This window comes from Frankia sp. AgB1.9 (genome assembly GCF_016786355.1).
In the GTDB taxonomy this organism is placed as follows: Bacteria; Actinomycetota; Actinomycetes; order Frankiales; family Frankiaceae; genus Pseudofrankia.
The window spans coordinates 1-17,472 of sequence record NZ_JADWYX010000076.1 but is presented as its reverse complement, the minus strand read 5'-3'; the positions used below and the strand labels follow the sequence as shown (position 1 = coordinate 17,472).

16 protein-coding genes are annotated in these 17,472 nt (G+C 70.9%); 12 read left to right on the top strand and 4 right to left on the bottom strand.

Annotated features, from left to right (window positions below; genetic code table 11):
• The first annotated feature begins 454 nt into the window (after nt 1-454).
• Complete coding sequence (locus I6A60_RS26490; RefSeq protein ID WP_203024374.1) at nt 455-712, top strand: hypothetical protein; 258 nt, start codon at nt 455-457, stop codon at nt 710-712.
• Between the two features lie 16 nt (nt 713-728).
• Here I6A60_RS26490 and I6A60_RS26485 read toward each other — a convergent pair whose 3' ends face one another.
• Nucleotides 729-2,177: a recombinase family protein gene (locus tag I6A60_RS26485; RefSeq protein WP_203024373.1), complete on the bottom strand. Its 1,449-nt coding sequence runs from the start codon at nt 2,175-2,177 to the stop codon at nt 729-731.
• A 140-nt stretch (nt 2,178-2,317) separates the two neighbouring features.
• On the opposite strand from I6A60_RS26485, the gene I6A60_RS26480 reads away from it, so the two are divergent.
• Both I6A60_RS26480 and I6A60_RS26475 read left to right on the top strand, forming a co-directional pair.
• Nucleotides 2,318-2,638, top strand: coding sequence for an HNH endonuclease signature motif containing protein (locus I6A60_RS26480; protein ID WP_307873881.1), 321 nt, complete (start codon nt 2,318-2,320; stop codon nt 2,636-2,638).
• Between the two features lie 212 nt (nt 2,639-2,850).
• Nucleotides 2,851-3,609, top strand: a complete 759-nt coding sequence (locus I6A60_RS26475) for a trans-aconitate 2-methyltransferase (protein ID WP_203024372.1) — start codon at nt 2,851-2,853, stop codon at nt 3,607-3,609.
• A gap of 73 nt (nt 3,610-3,682) precedes the next feature.
• Here the strand turns inward: I6A60_RS26475 and I6A60_RS26470 are convergent, their stop codons facing one another.
• Nucleotides 3,683-4,075: a VOC family protein gene (locus I6A60_RS26470; protein ID WP_203024371.1), complete on the bottom strand. Its 393-nt coding sequence runs from the start codon at nt 4,073-4,075 to the stop codon at nt 3,683-3,685.
• Nucleotides 4,076-4,351: 276 nt separating this feature from the next.
• Between I6A60_RS26470 and I6A60_RS26465 the strand changes: the two genes are divergently transcribed.
• Complete coding sequence (locus tag I6A60_RS26465) at nt 4,352-5,308, top strand: LLM class flavin-dependent oxidoreductase (RefSeq protein WP_203024370.1); 957 nt, start codon at nt 4,352-4,354, stop codon at nt 5,306-5,308.
• Here I6A60_RS26465 and I6A60_RS26460 read toward each other — a convergent pair.
• Together I6A60_RS26460 and I6A60_RS26455 are read right to left on the bottom strand one after the other, a co-directional pair.
• The gene (locus I6A60_RS26460; protein ID WP_203024369.1) at nt 5,276-6,745 is read right to left on the bottom strand and encodes a cytochrome P450; all 1,470 of its coding nucleotides are present in this window, start codon (nt 6,743-6,745) and stop codon (nt 5,276-5,278) included. The two genes, I6A60_RS26465 and I6A60_RS26460, sit on opposite strands and share 33 nt — an antisense overlap.
• Before the next feature lie 44 nt (nt 6,746-6,789).
• Nucleotides 6,790-8,001, bottom strand: a complete 1,212-nt coding sequence (locus I6A60_RS26455; protein WP_203024368.1) for a cytochrome P450 — start codon at nt 7,999-8,001, stop codon at nt 6,790-6,792.
• 105 nt (nt 8,002-8,106) lie between these two features.
• Here I6A60_RS26455 and I6A60_RS26450 point away from each other — a divergent pair, with 105 nt between their 5' ends.
• The 8 genes from I6A60_RS26450 to I6A60_RS26415 all read left to right on the top strand — a co-directional run bounded on the left by I6A60_RS26450 (nt 8,107) and on the right by I6A60_RS26415 (nt 17,335).
• Nucleotides 8,107-8,919 (top strand): amidohydrolase family protein, encoded by an 813-nt coding sequence (locus tag I6A60_RS26450; RefSeq protein ID WP_203024367.1) that lies wholly within the window; start codon nt 8,107-8,109, stop codon nt 8,917-8,919.
• A gap of 234 nt (nt 8,920-9,153) precedes the next feature.
• A complete protein-coding gene (locus tag I6A60_RS26445) occupies nt 9,154-10,602 on the top strand; it encodes an MFS transporter (RefSeq protein ID WP_203024366.1) in 1,449 nt (482 codons plus the stop codon).
• A 125-nt stretch (nt 10,603-10,727) separates the two neighbouring features.
• Nucleotides 10,728-11,720, top strand: a complete 993-nt coding sequence (locus I6A60_RS26440; protein ID WP_203024365.1) for a LysR family transcriptional regulator — start codon at nt 10,728-10,730, stop codon at nt 11,718-11,720.
• A gap of 203 nt (nt 11,721-11,923) precedes the next feature.
• On the top strand, nt 11,924-12,760 hold the full coding sequence (locus tag I6A60_RS26435; RefSeq protein WP_203024364.1) for an MBL fold metallo-hydrolase: 837 nt from the start codon (nt 11,924-11,926) through the stop codon (nt 12,758-12,760).
• The gene (locus I6A60_RS26430; RefSeq protein WP_203024363.1) at nt 12,760-14,136 is read left to right on the top strand and encodes an ABC transporter substrate-binding protein; all 1,377 of its coding nucleotides are present in this window, start codon (nt 12,760-12,762) and stop codon (nt 14,134-14,136) included. The genes I6A60_RS26435 and I6A60_RS26430 overlap by 1 nt, the downstream gene beginning before the upstream one ends.
• 4 nt (nt 14,137-14,140) lie before the next feature.
• Nucleotides 14,141-15,079: a carbohydrate ABC transporter permease gene (locus I6A60_RS26425; protein ID WP_203042242.1), complete on the top strand. Its 939-nt coding sequence runs from the start codon at nt 14,141-14,143 to the stop codon at nt 15,077-15,079.
• Complete coding sequence (locus I6A60_RS26420; RefSeq protein ID WP_203024362.1) at nt 15,066-15,968, top strand: carbohydrate ABC transporter permease; 903 nt, start codon at nt 15,066-15,068, stop codon at nt 15,966-15,968. Before I6A60_RS26425 ends, I6A60_RS26420 begins: the two co-directional genes overlap by 14 nt.
• The gene (locus tag I6A60_RS26415; protein WP_203024361.1) at nt 15,965-17,335 is read left to right on the top strand and encodes an ABC transporter ATP-binding protein; all 1,371 of its coding nucleotides are present in this window, start codon (nt 15,965-15,967) and stop codon (nt 17,333-17,335) included. Before I6A60_RS26420 ends, I6A60_RS26415 begins: the two co-directional genes overlap by 4 nt.
• Nucleotides 17,336-17,472: the final 137 nt, after the last annotated feature.

Sequence of the window (17,472 nt, the reverse complement as noted above, 5' to 3'; positions counted from 1 at the left end):
GCTCGGCACGAGCCCGCCAACCCTGAGGGGTTGGCGGGCTCGGTGCCATCGGTCGTGGCCGCGCGGACGGGTAGCGGCATCTGGAGGGGGTAGCGGCGGCGCTACCTATGCCGCTACCCGCTATGGGCCTGTGAGCTGCACGGTAGCGGGGGTGTAGCGGGTAGCGGCCGGCACGCGATACGGCCCGAAACCCGCGCTACGGCCCCTCTGCAGCTCCGGGCAGGCGCTACCCGCTACCCCACGGCCCCGTGGACGAGCCGAGAGCGCATCCCGACGACCGACAGCCGTGGTTGTCAACACAGGCGCGCGAATGTATGCGTTTGGCGTCGTTTGCGTCCACTGGGAACGGATCGCGGCCGTTGATCGTTATATATGTGTAGGGGCACTTTTCGCCCTACTCCGCCGCATCGTCCGACCGGTCCCGCCGGTCGGACGTCGCCGTGTTGGAGGCCGTTTGGACCAGCTCGTGCCGTCCCGGTCCGCCCGCCGATCGACGTCCCGCGCCCGTCCGTCCACGTCCCACCGCCGTCCCGGCCCACCGCCCGCGCCGCCCGCCCAGGACCGTCCCGACGATCCAGGCGGCCCGCGCGACGCGACCGTGGTGGTGGTTCTCCCCGCCGACGCCTTCCGGCTCTCGGACGTGCTCCGCCATCTTGAAGCCGGCCGCATCGTGCTTGTCGTCGCCGCTCCCGACGAGCCGCCGAGCGGGTAACGGGCCCTGTGCGGCCTTACCGCGCTGAGAGGGTGCCTTGCCGGCGGAAGCACAACCCGTTGCCCAGGTCCACGATGTCGTTCGCGTCATCCGCGCTCGTGAATCCCGTACCAATCGTGATGCCCCAGCGCCCGCCGTCCTTGGACAGCGCCAAACCCCAGGAGTCCCTGATAGCGCGGAGAATGCCCTGTTTCGCCTTGGCGTCGGCAGCCTTCCACATCTGGCCGACTGTCTGCCCGGTCTCCGCGTAGTCGTACACGTCAGGGACAAGTATGAAACCGTCGATAGCCGCCTTGAGGGACTTCCGCGTAGCGATCAACTCGTCCAGCATGTCATCGTCGTCCGTCACCGACAGACGACCCTGAATCTTCGCGACTTCCGACTGCATATCATCCCGCTCGTGCGAGTTCCCCGCCACCCGCTGAAAAGCGAGAATCGGCGTGGCGTCATGAGACAGCATCGAATCAACCAGATTGACGATGGGCGCAGATGCGCAGCCAGTGAAAATCCCGCACGCCTTGCGCTCCTGCTTCTGGCCACCACAACGAAGCCTCGGAACGCGCGGATTCCCACTCGCGGTGGGGCCGGACTGCACGTAGGTCTTCCCGCCACATGACGGGCACGCGAGAATGCCACTCAACCAGTTGTCGACGGACCCGATAGGACGGCCACCTCTGTTAACCCGCGAGGTCGTCATATTCTCGGCGAGCACGTTGTTCGCGCGCCACCACAGCGGCGACTCGATCACCGGAACAGTCTGATGCGCCCATTCCTCGGTAACCCCCTCATGCGTGTACCGGCACTCCACAACCCCGGTGTGGTTCGCGGGAAACCGCACAAGTTTCTTCACCTGCGCCGAGGTTACATTGTAGCGGCGGCCGATCGACAACAGAGACTCGCGGGCGGCCACACGCACATAAATATCCCTGACCGATTCCGGGTCAACACAGGAAGCCTGCTTCGCGTACCGCTCCCCACGAAGCTCCCAGAACAACGGCAACGGACCACGACACGCCTTATTCGCGATCACCATCAACGTCCCACGGTACGTCGTCTGCCGCACCATCCTCGACTTCTCCGCATTCGCGTGCTGCGCCACCAGCGTAACAATACGGCCGGCAAAATCCGTCTTCCCGAACTGAGGCTCGGCAACCGAGATGACATCACCACCCGCCGAACGAATACCCAACAAGATCTCGGCCTGCGCGTCCAAATCGTCACGGCGGTCCAACCGAGACGACTCGGTAACGAGAAGAACAGAATAGGCATCACGCTCCATATCAGCGATCACCTCACGCAACGCCGGCTCCTGCGCGCCACGGCTCGCCGAGTACCCATGAAGCCGGAACCACTTCACGATCGTGATATCGCGCTGCGCCGCCTCCTCCGCGAGGATCTTGAGCTGCGACGTCTCGTCCTGGCTACCCGAGGACACCCGCACGAACCCAGCGCCTAGCACGCTCACCGTGGCCCCGCCCTACCTGTCGATGCCGATCACCGTCGCGTGTACACTACCCGGTCATCAACGACCGCCGAATACCCACCCCGGCCCTCGCCCGCCTCGTCCGCCACCAACAAACCCGCTGCGTGTTCCCTGGCTGTGGCATGCCTGCGACAAAAACCGACCTCGACCACACCACCCCCCATTCCAATGGCGGCCGCACAGCGCTGAACAATCTAGGGCTTCTCTGTAGACGGCATCACAACGCGAAACATCGCGGCGGTTGGAAGCTGGACCAACCACGGCCCGGTGTGTTCACCTGGACCGCCCCGACCGGCCGTACCTACACCACAGACACGGTCGCCGATCAGGAAGAAGCGAACGCTCAGAGTGCCGTGCGCACGACCGACCGTGTCAATCCCCGACCATCTCCGCCCACCATCCCTAGACAGCGGGTTTCCTCGGGTAATCGACACCCATTCTGACTGCCGAAGTAGCGGGTCTGGAAGGAGAGCATGGGAGTGCTCCTGGGCTCCCTGGTATTCGTTGGACAATTATAGTTGCATGATCGTTCAGTGAAGTCGGCCGATCCGCTCAGCCGTGTCCTTGTGGTTGAGCGTTCCACCGCAGTTTAGATCTTCGGCTGCCGGACGATCGAGCCGGTGATGTCGATCCTGTCGGCGACGAAAGGCTTGCAATGAGCGCGTGGGATGCCCGGGCGTATGACGTGGTCGCGATGCCGCAGCAGACCTGGGGCGAAGATGTCGTGCGTCGGCTGCCGCCCGACGCCTGCGCCGGGCCGGCTGTCATCCTCGATGCCGGCTGCGGGTCCGGCCGGGTGACCGAGTCGGTGCTCGACCGGTTCCCGGCCGCGAGGGTGATCGCCGGCGACGTCTCGCCGAGCATGCGCGAGCGGGCACATGAGCGGCTGGCGCGCTATGGCGATCGTGCACGGGTCGTCCCGCTCGACCTGGAGGACGACGCGCTGCTCGCCGTGAACGACGGGCGCCCGTTCGACGCGGTGCTCTCCACCGGGACTTTCCACTGGATCCGTGACCACGCCTCGATGTACCGGCGACTGGCGGCCGTGCTGCGCCCCGGTGGCGCGCTGGTGGCGCAGTGCGGCGGGGACGGCAGCGTCGCCGGGGTCCGCGCGATCGTCGACGATCTCGGGATCGACTGGCGACGCCTGAACCGCTATGCGGGCGCGGAGGAGACACTCGGTTGGCTGCGCGACGCTGGCTTCCGCGACGGGTGGACGTGGCTGGCGCCCGAGCCGGTCGACTTCGACGATCGCGCGGCGGCGGTCGAGTATCTGCTCGGCGGCGTGCTCGCGCCATACATCGCAGAGCGGCCTGTGGGCGAGCAGCGCGAGATCGCCGAGACCGTCGCCGACCGGCTCGGCGAGCCGCGCGTCAGGTTCGTGCGCCTCAACATCCTTGCCCGCCGGGCCTGATCGCGACGGCGCGCGCTGGGCTCGTCACGATCGAGACGCTGGCATGGCCCGGGGCGCTGCTCAGGGGACAGCCTCAGGCGCCTGCCAGCGGGGCGTGCAGGTCGACGTGGTTGCCATCGGGGTCGGCGACCGTGGCGTACCGCTGGCCCCAGAAGGCGTCCCACGGCGGGCGTTCCCCGGTGTAACCGGCGTCGGTGAGCTCGGCGTAGACCTTGTCGACCTCGGCCGGGTCGGCGCAGGCGAACGCGAGGGCGAGCCGGGGCGAGCCGGTGCCGGCCCGCCAGTCGGGGTCGAACGAGCGGATCGTCGCGTCGGTGTCGAAGGCGAGGCGCCCGTTCGGAGTCGTCACCTCGACGTGCGGCTCCGCGTCGGCCGCCGCCGGGATCTCCAGGCCGAGCCGGCGGTAGAACGCCAGGCCCCGCGCCATATCGGACACCACGATTCCGGTCAGTGAGAACGTAGGCATGCGAAGACCGTAGGGGCACCGGTCCCGGTCTGGCTTGAACGAATCGGACGTCGCGCCGGCGAGGTCGACGGGTGGCACCGACGCCTGGTCGTTGGGTGGCACTGACCGCCTGGTCGACGGGTGGCACCGATTGCGTCCGTTGGGTGGCACTGATCGCCTGGTCGATGGGTGGTACCGATTGTGTCCGTCGGGTGGCATCGTTCGGGTGGCCGATCGGCACCAGCCGACGACGTGAGCGGTTCCCGGGCCTGTGACGGCCGCCGGTAACATCCCCGCGTGCGTTACGGGATCTCTGTGCCGAATCTCGACGAGTTCGCGGATCCGCGCCGGGTCGCCGAGCTGGCCCGCCGGGCCGAGGAAGCCGGCTGGGACGGCTTCTTCGTCTGGGACCACGTGGTCTTCCCGTACGGGGCGCACGAGGTGGCCGACCCCTGGGTGGTGCTGACAGCGGTGGCTCTGGCCACCGAGCGCATCAGGTTCGGCCCGCTTGTCACCGCAGTGGCCCGGCGGCGGCCCGGCACTCTGGCCCGCCAGACGACGTCGCTGGACCGGCTCTCCGGTGGGCGGCTGGTGTTCGGTGCCGGGCTGGGGTTCACGCTCGCGGCCGAGTTCGGCACCTGGGGCGAGCCGGTGGCGCCCAAGGTCGTCGCGCGGCGGCTGGACGAGGGCCTGGAGGTGCTGGCCGGGCTGTGGTCTGGCCAGCGGGTGGACTTCCGCGGCGAGCAGGTCACCGCCCTGGACGTGACGTTCCAGCCGACGCCGGCGCAGCGGCCACGGCCGCCGGTCTGGATCGGCTGTAACTGGCCGGCGCGCCGGCCGCTGCGGCGGGCGGCCCGGTGGGACGGCGTCGTGCCGATGGTGGTCAGCCCGGACGACGGGTCCTGGAACCCGACCCCGGCCGTCGTCACCGAGATCGTGGCGGCCGTCCGGGAGCAGCGGGCAAACAGCGACCCCAGCACCCAGCCCAGCTCCGACCCCGGCTCCGACCCCAGCTCCGACTCCACCAGCGAGCCCAGAACCGACCCCAGCTCCGACCCCACCACCGAGCCCAGCATCGACCCCTTCGACGTGGTCATCACCGGTCGGACCCGGCCGGACCAGCCGGCCGAGGCGCGCGAGACGGTCGAGTCGATCGGCGCGGCCGGTGCGACGTGGTGGCTGGAAGGGTTCCGGCCGGCGCCGGACGAGTACGCCGCGGCGCTACGACGGATCGAGGCCGGCCCGCTGCCCTGAGCCTCGGCCGGCCAGGCGCTGGGCCGGGACGCCAGGCTGCTCGAAGCGGACGGGGAGGCTGGCGAGGCCGCGTAGGACGAGGTTGCGGCGGTAATCGAGGCGGTCGGTGAGCAGCGTCATCGTGAGGCCTCGCCGCAGCAGCTCCCGCAGCACGAGCTCCATCTCCAACCGGGCGAGCGGCGCGCCGAGGCAGTAGTGGATGCCGAGGCTGAAGGTGAGATGACGGCGAGCCGGCGGCTGGCTCGCGTAACGGGTGAGGTCGAACCGCTCCGGTTCCGCGAACGCCGCCGGGTCCCGGTTGGCCGAGCCGAAGAGCAGCACGACCCCGTCGCCGGCCTCGAACGTCCGCCCGGCGAGCTCGGTCCGCCGATGGGCGAGCCGGGTCGTCAGGTGCACCGGCGAGTCGTACCGCAGCATCTCCTCGACGGCAGGTGCGACCAGCTCCGGAGACGAGCGCAGCAGGGCGTACTGGTCGGGGTGGCGGATCAGCGCCAGCAGCCCGTTGGCGACCAGGTTGACGCTCGTCTCGTGCCCGGCGACCAGCAGGGTGACGCAGGTAGCGAGGACCTCGTCCTCGGTGAGGACGTCGCCCCGCTCCTCGACGGCGGCCAGCTCGCTGATCAGGTCGTCGGCCGGCTCGGCCCGCCGCCAGGCGATGAGGCCACGGAAGTAGGCGACGAACTCCCGGGCCGCCTGAGAACGCCCCTCCCGCTCCTCGGGCGTCAGCAGTGGGTCGGGGTCGAAACCGCGGGCGAGGGCCCGGGACCAGCGCTGCAGGTCCGGGTGGTCGGCGGCGGGCGCGCCGATCAGCTCGGCGATCACGGTCAGCGGCAGCGGGTAGGCCAAAGCGGTGATCACGTCGGCCTCGCCGGCGTCGTCGCCCTTGACGATCGCGTCGAACAGCTCCCGGACGAGTCGCTCGATGCGGGGGCGCAGGGCGGTCACGGTGCGCGGGGTGAACGCCTTGCTGACCAACCCGCGCAGCCGGGTGTGGTCGGGCGGGTCCATCCAGAGGAACGAGGCGGGCAGGTCCGTCGTGTCGACGCCGGGGTGGAACAGCTGCGCCTCGTGCGCGTGGCTCCAGGTGTCGTCCTGCAGAACCGCGGCGCAGTCCTGGTAGCGGGTCACCAGGTGCACGCCCAGGGGAGTGGGGAACAGCGGCCGCGCCGCGCGGGCCACCGCGTAGCGGGGATAGGGGTTGGGCCAGTGCTCGGGGTCGAACGCGTCGAAGACGATCTCGGGTGCGTAGGCGTGTGACGCGTAGCCGTGTGGCGCGCCGTTCGGCTGGACGACGGCCGGCTGAGCGGCGGCCGGCTGAGCGGCGGCCGGCTCGGTGGCGGCCGGCTGGACGACGGCCCGCTCGGCTGCGGCCGGCGGGGTGGTGGCGGCGGGCGGCTCGGTGGCGGGCGGCTCGGTGGCCGTTTCGTGGACGCTCATGGGTCTCCCTGGGAAGCCTGGTCCGGACACCGGCGGGCGGGCGGTCAGTTCCGGAGGCGGACCGGAAGCGTGTCCAGTCCGTGGATGGCGACCGTGTCGCGCCAGATGGGCTCGCCAGCCAGCCGGAGCGCGGGGGAGCGGCGCAGCAGCGCGTCCACCGCCAGCTGTGTCTCCAGCCGGCCGAGGTGCGCGCCGAGGCAGTAGTGCAGGCCCTCGCTGAACGACAGGTGGCGCGGCGCTGGGCTGCGGCCGGCGAACCGGGTGATGTCGAGGCGCTCCGGGTCGGCGTACACGGCCGGGTCCCGGTTGGCCGCGGCGGTGAGGATGACGATGCCCTCGCCCCGGGCGAACGTGTGCCCGGCCACCTCGCGTTCGGCCAGCGCGACCCGGTGGGTGAACTGCACGGGCGGTTCGTAGCGGAGCAGCTCGTCGACGGCGGGCCCGGCCAGCTCGGGGTCGGCGAGCCAGAGGGCGATCTGGTCGGGGTTGCGCAGCAGCGCGACGACACCCTTGCCGATGACGTCGGAGACGGTCTCGTACCCGCCGATCAGCAGCCCGGACGCGAGCCCGAGCGCCTCCCGGCCGGTCAGCTCGCCGCGGTCCTCGGCGGCGGCCATCCCGGTCAGCATGTCGTCGCGAGCGTCGGCGCGGCGAAGCGTGAGGAGCCCGGCGAAGTACGCCTCGAACTCCAGCATCGCCTCGGACCGGCGGGCCAGGCACTCGGGCGACTGCAGGATGTCCGGGTCGGTGCCGCGGACGATCTCCAGCGACCACTTCTGGACCTCGGGGTAGTCCGCGGGCGGGATGCCGAGCAGGTCGCCGATGATCGTCAGCGGGAGCGGCCGCGCGAACGCCTCCATCAGGTCGACCTCGCCGGCCTCGATCGCCGCGTCGAGCAGCGTGCCGACGAGGCCCTCGATCCGGCCGCGCAGCCCCTCCGTGGTCCGTGGGACGAAGGCCCGTTTGACCAGCCCGCGAACCCGGGTGTGGGTCGGCGGGTCCATCCGCACCATCGAGCCCGGCACGTCGTCGGGCGCCACCCCCGGGCGGAACGGGTTGATCCCGTCCTCATAGCCGTGGCCCCACAGTGCGTCCGTGAAGACCGCCGAGCATTCCTCGTAGCGGGTCGCCATGAGAATATCCGGCCTGATCGGGTACAGCGCGGCGAATTCGCGGACGGCCGCGTACCGCGGGTACGGATTCGACCGGTGCATGGGGTGAAAGGCGTCGAAGACAACCTCTGGCGCTGTGGACACGTCCACGCCCTCTCTCGGCACGGATGCCTTAGGGTAATTCCGTCAGAATGCCGCTGATGGCCGCCGTCCGGTCCACCGGGCGGTCGGCGAGAAATGGGGACGGCCGTGCCGGTCATCGACGCGTGGCTGCAGCATCCGACGCTGCGTCACGCCAACCATGAGATGTTCGCGCCGCTGCGCAGGTGGACCGGGCGCGAGGCGCTGACCGAGGCCCCGCCGGTCGAGGCGACGCTGGCCGAGCTGCGGGCGGCCGACGTGGAGATCGGGCTCGCGGCCGCCTGGTACGGGCCGCAGGGACCGCTGATCAGCAACGACGAGGTGGCCGGGTTCGTCGCCCAGTCCGGCGGGCTGCTGCGCGGGGTGGCCGGCGTGGACATCACCCGGCCGGTCGAGGCGGTGCGGGAGCTGCGCCGCGCCGTGCGGGAGCTCGGTTTCGTGGCGCTGCGGGTCCTGCCCTGGCTCTGGCAGCTCCCGCCGACCGACCGGCTCTACTACCCGCTGTACGCGGCCTGCGTCGACCTCGGCGTTCCCTTCTGTACCCAGGTCGGCCACACCGGCCCGCTGCGCCCGTCCGAGACCGGGCGGCCCATTCCGTACATCGACCAGGTCGCCCTCGACTTCCCCGAGCTGACCATCGTCTGCGGGCACATCGGCTACCCGTGGACCACGGAGATGATCGCCGTCGCCGACAAGCACGCCGGGGTCTACATCGACACCAGCGCCTACACCACCCGCCGCTATCCGGCGGAGCTGGTGGACTACCTGCGCGGTCGGGGGCGCCACAAGGTCCTCTTCGGCTCGAACTATCCGATGATCACGCCCGCCCGGGCGCTGGAGCACCTGGCGGACCTGGGGCTCGACGAACAGGCCCGCGAGCTGTTCCTGGCCGGCAACGCCCGCCGCGTCTTCTCGCTTTGAGCACCCCGGTCCGGCGTGCGCCTGTCCAGCGCGGGCGCTCCCGGACGATGGTTCCCGGCCGGGCCGCGGTGACCGGCGCCTAGTACGGGAATTACCCGCGGATATTGTCCGCCGTTCATCTGGGAGTTCGCTCCGAGTCAGGTCGCGCCGTTCTACCCCGATCGATTGGCGATGGATCCATCGCGATGCGCTGCCGCGGCTGGACGGCCGCTATCCGGCGGCCATGATGGGGGGATGTCGGCGACGGCGTCCGAGATTCAGAGCCCGAGCACCGCGCCCGCGAATATCCAGCCGCCCGGGCCGGCGTTCTTACCCGTCGTGCTGGCCGGCACCGGAATGGTCGTGCTCGACATCTTCATCGTCAACGCGGCGATTCCCGCGATCGAGCGGGATTTCCACGCCGGGCCGAACAGCCTCGAGTGGCTGGTCACCGCGTACAACCTCGCGTTCGCGGCGGCGATGATCCTGGGCGGGCGCCTCGGCGACTGCTTCGGGCGCCGCCGGGTGTTCGCCGCCGGCCTCGCGCTGTTCACCGGGATGTCGGTGCTGTGCGGCGTCGCCGACGGCACGGCGGCCCTGATCGCCGCCCGGGCCGGGCAGGGGCTGGCCGCGGCGGTGCTCGTGCCGCAGGTCTCGGCGATCCTCAACCTCGCGTATGACGGTCCCGCGCGGGCCCGCGCCTACACCTGCTACGCGCTGACCCTCGGCGGTGCGGCCGTCGCCGGCCAGGTCGTCGGGGGTGGCCTGATCGCCGCGGACGTGGCCGGTCTCGGGTGGCGGGCCTGTTTCCTGGTGAACGTGCCGATCGGCGTGGCCGCGCTCGCCCTCACCCGCCGCCATGTGCCGGCCGGCCGGCCGACGGGCGTTCGGCCGCGTCTGGACCTGCTCGGGGCCGCGCTGGTGACCGCCGCGCTCGTCGCCGTCGTGCTGCCACTCGTCGAGGGGCCGGGCGCCGGCTGGCCCTGGTGGTCATGGAGCTGCCTGGTCGTGGCGGCGGGCTTGTTCGCTACCCTGGTCGTGGCGCAGCGGCGGATCGCGGCGCGCGGCGGGAGCCCGATCCTGCCGCCGGCCCTGTTCTCCGGGCGGACCTTCGTCGTCGGCCTGGTCAACGTCGTGGTGTTCAACGCGTCCGTGGCCTCCTGGTTCTTCGTCCTGGCGCTGTACCTGCAGGACGGCCGGCACCTGAGCCCGCTGCGCGCCGGGCTGGTCTTCAGCGCGCTCGGCGGGGGGTTCCTGGTGACGTCGCTGGCCGGCGGCCGGGTGGCCGCCCGGCTCGGGCGCCAGGGGCTCGCGCTCGGCTCCGGGCTGCGCGTCCTGGGCCTGTTGGCGCTGTGGGTGGTCGTCCGCGCGCACGGGACGGGCGGTGACCTTCTCTGGGTCACGCTGCCCCTGGCCGTCGAGGGCGCGGGGCAGGGCCTCGTGACCGGCCCGCTGATCTCCAGGGTGCTGCTCGGCGTGCGACCGGCGGTCGCCGGCGCCGGGTCCGGCGTGCTGGCCTCCGCGCAGCAGGTGGGGAACTCCATCGGCGTCGCGGTGATCGGCGCGGTGTTCTTCGCGGCCCGGCATTCGGGCGGGTCGATCGCGGCCGCCTTCGGTTCCGGTCTGCTCCTGCTCGCGGCGCTGAGCCTGGTCGTCGCCGCGCTGGTCCAACTGCTCCCGAATACACCGGCCCGGGGAGGATGACGCAGCTGGTCGTGAGACGAATAACACTGCGCGCGCAAGGCCGTCGCGTCAGGAAGCCAGCTTCTCTCCATGTCCGCTTCATCTGCGGTTGCACCGGCCTGCCTACAGTCGGGGCGGGAGGTGTGATGGAGACCAAGCTGGAACTCAGACACCTGGTGTATTTCCTGGCGGTCGCGGACGAGCGGCATTTCGGGCGGGCCGCCGCCAAGCTGTTCATCGGCCAACCCACGCTGAGTCAGCAGCTGCAGCGTCTCGAACGCCAGCTCGGCGTGGAACTGTTCGCCCGCACCTCGCACGACGTGCGGCTGACCCCCGCGGGACACGCCTTTCGGGCCGAGGCCGAGCAGGTACTCGAACACGCGCGACGGGCCGTGGAGACGGCTCGCGAGGCTGCCTCCGGCCGGGTTGGAAAGATCACGATTGGCTTCAACTTCGCCGCCGGACAGCAGGTTCTGCGCCCGACCCTGAGGCGCCTGGCCAGGGATTACCCGGGACTGTCGACCACGCTCTGGGAAGGTCTGAGCGGCCCCCAGCTCTCGGCCGTGTCCGAGGGCAGGATCGACGTGGCGCTCGTCTATTCCAGTCTTCCGCCCAAGCCCCTGCTGACCCGTCGGGTGTCGACCGCCTCGCTGTCCGCGATGGTGACCCGCCACCATCCCTGGGCCGGCCGGGAGGAGGTCGCCTTCCGCGAGCTCGCCGACCAGCCGATCGTGCTGCCGCGCCGGGAACGCAGCCCCGCCATGTACGACGCGGTGTTCGCCGCCGCGGAGCAGTGCGGGATCCCGCTGACGGTCGCGGCCGAGGTGGAGGACGCCGGGTCGACGGCGGTCATGGTGGAGGCGCTGCAGGCGGTCGCCTTCATCTCGGACGCGCGGCCGCGCCGGCCGACCGAGGACCTGGTCGCCATGAGAATCGTCAACCCGGTCCCACGGGTCGGCGTCCGCGCGGTCTGGCGCCCGGACTCGCAGCCGGCCGTCGGCGCGTTCCTGACCAGCCTGGAGGCGGCGGCCCCGTTCCCGCCGCAGCTGGGCGAACGGACGGTCCGCGTCCCGGCCCAGGGCGGCGGCGAGGTCGAACGTGGCGCCGCCGGGCCGGGCGACGAGGACCAGGACGCGTAACGCCCGCCTATACCACCGGCGGGGCAGCGTCGCCCGACGCCGGTGTGACGCGCCGACGGACGAAAGGTAAACAAACCGAATTCGGATGTGCGATCGTCCCATCATGAAATCGCGATTGTAGAGACGTACCCGCGCTGGGAGCATTTCCCCGGAGTCGACAGGCCAAGGTCGGCTGGCACCGGATCTAGAGAAATGTGAACAGTATGCGGTTAACCGTTTTGGGTTGTCGTCAGGGAATGCCCGCGGACGGCCAGGCCAGCTCTAGCTACATGGTCTCGACGGGGTCGGCCCGAATTCTGCTCGACTGTGGCCCGGGGGCGGCCACGGCACTCAGCTCCATCGCGCACCCGAGTGATCTCGACGCCATAATAATCAGTCACCTGCACGCGGACCACTGCTATGACCTGCTGACCCTCGGCAAGACACTGCTTGCCGGCCGGCTGCGTGACCCGGCGCGCTTCCCGACCCTGCGGGATGCCGCGCTGAACGAGTGGCCCCCTGTTCCGTTGTACGTCCCGAAGGGCGGGCGCGCGCGGCTGGAGATTCTTGCCTCCGCATTCCCCGTCCCGTCCTTCCCGATGCTGGACCGGTCGTTCGACGTCGCGTTCGACGTGCACGAGTACGAGCCCGCGGACGCGTTCACCGTGGGCGACTGCAAGATCATCATGCACAGCCTGAACCATTCGCTGCCGAACTGCGGGACGCGCATCGAGAGCCCGGAGGGGTCGTTCGCCTTCACGGGGGACACGGCGGCGACGCCCGATCTCGTCCCGCTCGCCCAGAACGTCGACCTCTTCCTGTCCGAGGCGACTCTCGAAGAGCCCGACACGACCAGCCACGGCCACCTCTGCGCGGCAGAGGTGGGCGAGGTGGCGGCCGCGGCCGACGTGGCGCAGCTCGTCCTGACTCATTTCATCACCGCCGACGAGACCTGGCTGAAGGCGCGCAAGGCCGACGCCGAGCGCTCCTACGGGGGTCCGGTGCACCTCGCCGCCCCCGGCCGATCCTTCGACATACGTCCCGCGGGAGGGACCCGTTGATGCACCGAGAGCGTCTGACTCGCCGTTTCGGGCGGGCACGGACCGCCGCCGTCGCCCTGGTGGCGGTGTCCTCGCTGGCCGCCCTGGCCGCCTGTGGTGGGTCGACCACCGGCTCGACGAACGCCGCGGCCTCGACCGGCGCGGCCGCGGCGGCCACGACCGACCCGAAGGTCACGATCAGCTTCCTGTCCTACAACTACGGGACGCCGGACATCGGCGGTAAGGGCACCCAGGCCCTGATCGACGCGTTCGAGAAGGCGCACCCGAACATCACCATCAAGCCCCAGGGCGTGGCGGTGGCCGACGTGCTGACCCACCTGCAGACCGACACGGCGGCCGGCACGCCGCCGGACGTGGCCCAGATCGGCTGGAGCAAGATGGCGGCCGCCTATCAGCTGCTGCCGATCGTCCCCGTACAGGACATCCCGACCAAGGCCGACTGGGACACCTCGATGGCCGGGTTCTCGCAGCACCTGCTGTCCGCGGTGTCCGTGGACGGCAAGGTGAAGGCGATGCCCTACACGATCTCGATCCCGGTCATCTTCTACAACGCGGACCTGTTCAAGAAGGCCGGCCTCGACCCGGACAAGCCGCCGACGACCGTCGACGAGCTCAAGACCGACGCGCTCGCCATCAAGAGCAAGGCCGATGCCGAGGGCGCGTACTTCGCCGTCGTCGACTCGGGCAAGTCGGACTACCTGACCCAGTCCGTGATCGCCAGCAACGGCGGCCAGGAGGTCGGCTCCGACGGGATGCCGGCCTTCGACTCGCCCGCCGCGGTGAGCGCGCTGGGCGCCATGCAGGACCTGACCACCTCCGGCGCACAGCCGGCGATCACGGCGACGAACGCGGTCGCCGCCTTCTCGGCCGGCAAGCTCGGCATGCTGGTCGGCAGCACCGCCGTCGCGGCCAGCCTGTTGAAGGCCTCGACCGGCAAGTTCGAGCTGCGGACGTCCGGCTTCCCGAGTTTCGGGAGCAAGCCGGCGGCCCCGACGTACTCCGGCGCCGGCCTCGCGGTCCTGACCAAGGACAAGACGCACCAGCAGGCCGCGTGGACGTTCATCAAGTTCCTGACCTCCGCCGAGGGTTTCACGATCATCACCTCGAAGATCGGCTACCTGCCGCTGCGGCCGGAGCTCGCGACCGACCCCAAGTACCTCCAGCCGTTCTTCGCGTCCAACAAGCTGCTGTCCCCGGCCCTGGCGCAGCTCGGCAACGTCAGCCCCTACAAGTCGTTCGCCGGTAAGAACGCGAGCCAGGCGGTCGTCGCCCTCCAGGACGACGCGGTCGAGCCGATCGTGCTGCGAGGAGCCAACCCGGCGTCGACGCTATCGTCGGTGGCCACCCAGGTGCGTGGCGTCCTCGGCCAGAAGTGATCGGATGAGCTCTCCGTCTCTGACGGCGGGGGAGCGTGGCGTCGTCCACGCTCCCCCGGTCGTCCGGCTGCGCGACCGCGCCCGCCCCTGGCTCTACCTGACCCCGTTGATCATCGCGCTGCTCGTCTGGGTGTACGGGCCGCTGGTGTTCACCGGGGTACTGAGCTTCATGAGCTGGAACCTGACCGCCCCCCACCCGTCCTGGCTCGGGACGGCCAACTACGCCCGGCTGGCGCACGAGGCCAAGTTCCACCAGGCCGGCTGGAACACGCTGGCCTACGCGCTGGAGATGCTGCCGTTCGCCACGGTCGTGCCGATGGCACTGGCGATCGCGCTGTGGAAGCGGCCCGGCCGGGTCAGCAAGATCTACCGGACGCTGCTGTTCCTGCCGGTCGTGGTGGCGCCGGTGGCCACGGCCATCACCTGGCAGTTCCTGCTCGACCCGCTGTCCGGGCTGGTCAACGTCGTCGGCGGCTGGTTCGGTTTCGGCCCGCGCAACTGGCTCGGTGACCCGTCCAGCGCGCTCTACGTCATCGTGCTGATCACGGCCATGAAGGTCGTCGCGCTGAACGTGCTGCTGTTCGGCGCGGCGCTGGCGAACCTGGACCGCTCGGTCGTCGAGGCGGCCAGGCTCGACGGCGCGACCGAGTGGGAGATCACCCGGCACCTCGTGCTGCCGCACCTGCGGCGCACGGTCGTGCTGCTCGCGATGCTGTCGTTCGTCGTCGTGTGGCCGTGGATCTTCGCGAACGTCGCCGTGCTGACCCAGGGCGGCCCGGACGGCGCTACCGACAACCTCTACTACCGGCTGTTCACGTACGCCTTCACCTTCTTCGACGCGGGCACGGCCTCGGCCGCCGCCGTCGTCATCACCGGCGGGCTCGCCGTGGTGCTCGGGCTCGGGGCGCTGGCCACGAGACGGAGGCAGCATGCTGTCGGCTAACACTGTGACCGTCACCCGGGACACGGAGCCGCGGCTGGCGCCTGCCTCGCTTCGCTCGCCGGCGGCCCTGCGGGCCCGGCCGGTCGTCCGGGCCGTCGTTCACCACGGGTTCCTGCTGGTCGCGGTGGCCGTCATGGTGCTGCCCGTGCTGTGGGCGCTGCTGGCGTCGTTCAAGACGCCGGGCGGGATCTTCGACCAGAACCCGCTGCCGCTGCCGCCGACCGTCGACAACTACCGGGTGGCGACCCAGGCCTTCCCGGTCTGGCGCCTGCTGCTCAACACCACGGTGATGGCGGCCGGGGTCACGCTGCTGCAGCTGCTGGTCGCCGTGCCCGCCGGCTACGCGCTGGTCCGGTTCCCGCCGCGGGCCCATCGGGTGCTGACCGCGCTCACCGCGGTGACCCTGCTGGTGCCGACCCAGTCGCTGGTCATCCCGCTGTTCCTGATGGTCTCGCACCTGGGCTGGCGCAACACCTTCCCGGGGCTGATCCTCCCGCAGCTCTGCGGGACCGGCCTCGCGGTGATCCTGCTGCGCGACCACATCCGGGCGATCTCCCCGATGGTGCTGGGCGCGGCCGTTCTCGACGGCGCCCGGCCGGGGGAGGTGCTGCGGCTGGTGGCGCTGCCGATGCTGCGCCCGGCGCTCGGCGCGGTCTCGATCCTGCTGTTCATCAGCGCCTGGAACGAGTACCTGTGGCCGAGCCTCGCCGCCCCGGACGTCGACCACGCCACGATCCAGCCCGGACTGGCGATCTTCCTGACCCAGGAGGGCCCCGAGTACGGGCCGCTGCTGGCCGGCTCGATGCTGGCGACGCTGCCGATCGTCGCCGTCTACTTCCTCGCCTCCCGCCGCGTCACCGACGCCTTCATGCATAGCGGACTGAGATGACGTACACAGCGACCACCAACCCGGCTGGCAGCGCGGCTGAGAGGCCGGCTGGCAGCCCGACTGACAGCCCGGTTGACAGCTCGGCCGCGGCCCAGGCTGACAGCCCGGCTGACAGCGCGGCCACGACCCCGGCTGACAGCTCGGCTGACAGCGCGACGGCCGGACCGACGCTGGCCCCCGCGTCCGATGGGATCACGCTGGCCGGCGTGGTGAAGCGATACGGCGGCAGCCACGCCGCGCTCGACGTGCCGCACCTGGGCATCCCGGCCGGCTCGTTCACGGTCGTGGTCGGGCCGTCCGGGTGCGGGAAGTCGACCGGGCTGCGGGTCATCGCCGGGCTGGAGACGGCTGACGCCGGCCAGGTGGTCATCGACGGCGCCGACGTCACGGGACTGCCGGCCGGGGACCGCGGCGTCGCGATGGTCTTCCAGGACTTCGCGCTGTACCCGCAGATGACCGTGGAGCGCAACATCTCGTTCGGCCTGCGGCTCGCCGCCAGGCACGACCGGCGCCACGGCCCGAGCCGTGACGAGATCGAGAGCCGGGTGGCCGAGGTCTGCGCCCGGCTCGGCCTGAGCGACCTGCGCCGCCGGCTGCCCCGGCAGCTCTCCGGCGGCGAGCGCCAGCGGGTCGGGCTGGCCCGGGCGATCGTGCGCCGCCCGGCCGTCCTGCTCCTGGACGAGCCGCTGTCCAGCCTCGACGCCCAGCTGCGCCAGCGGGCCCGCGCCGAGCTGGTCCGGCTGCACCGGGAGCTCGGCAACACGGTCGTGCTGGTCACCCACGACCAGCTCGAGGCGCTGTCGATGGGCACGAACCTGGTCGTCATGAACCGCGGCCGGGTGGTACAGACGGGCCCGCCCGAGCAGGTCTACCGGTACCCGGCGGACACCTTCGTCGCGACGTTCCTGGGCAGCCCCCCGATGAACCTGCACACCGTGACCCCGAGCACCGATCTCGTCGGGCCGAGCGGCGAAGGGCCGGTACTGACCGGGCCGGGGGTGGCCGCGCGGCTACCCGGAGGAGCTCGACCTGGTCCGGTGCTGCTGGGATGGCGGCCTGCTGACGGGCTGATCGAGCTGGCGGACGAGGTGGTCGAGCCGGCGGACGGGCTGGTCGTTCCGGCTGATCATGGGGTCGTGCTGCGCGGTGTGGTGGACGTCGTCGAGTTCACCGGGGACGGCACCGTGGTGACCTGCGTGAGCCCTGGTGAGGACACCCCCTGGGCCGTGAGCATCCCCGGCCGTGACCGGGTGCCCGTGGTCGGGGACCCGGTGCGGGTCCGCGTCGCGGCCGAGCGGGTACACCTGTTCGACCCGGAGAGCGGGCGGCGGCTGGACGAGCGGATCTCCGGGGCCGTCGAGCACTGAGCGCGGCCCGGGCGCCCCCGGCGGGGCGACCCTGGGCGGCGGGGCCCCCAACGCCGCCCCCGCCGGCCAGGACAGGTCTAGAACGCATCAGTACTCCATATGAATCGCCGGGCGAAATCCGGCGCGCGAAGAGGTCC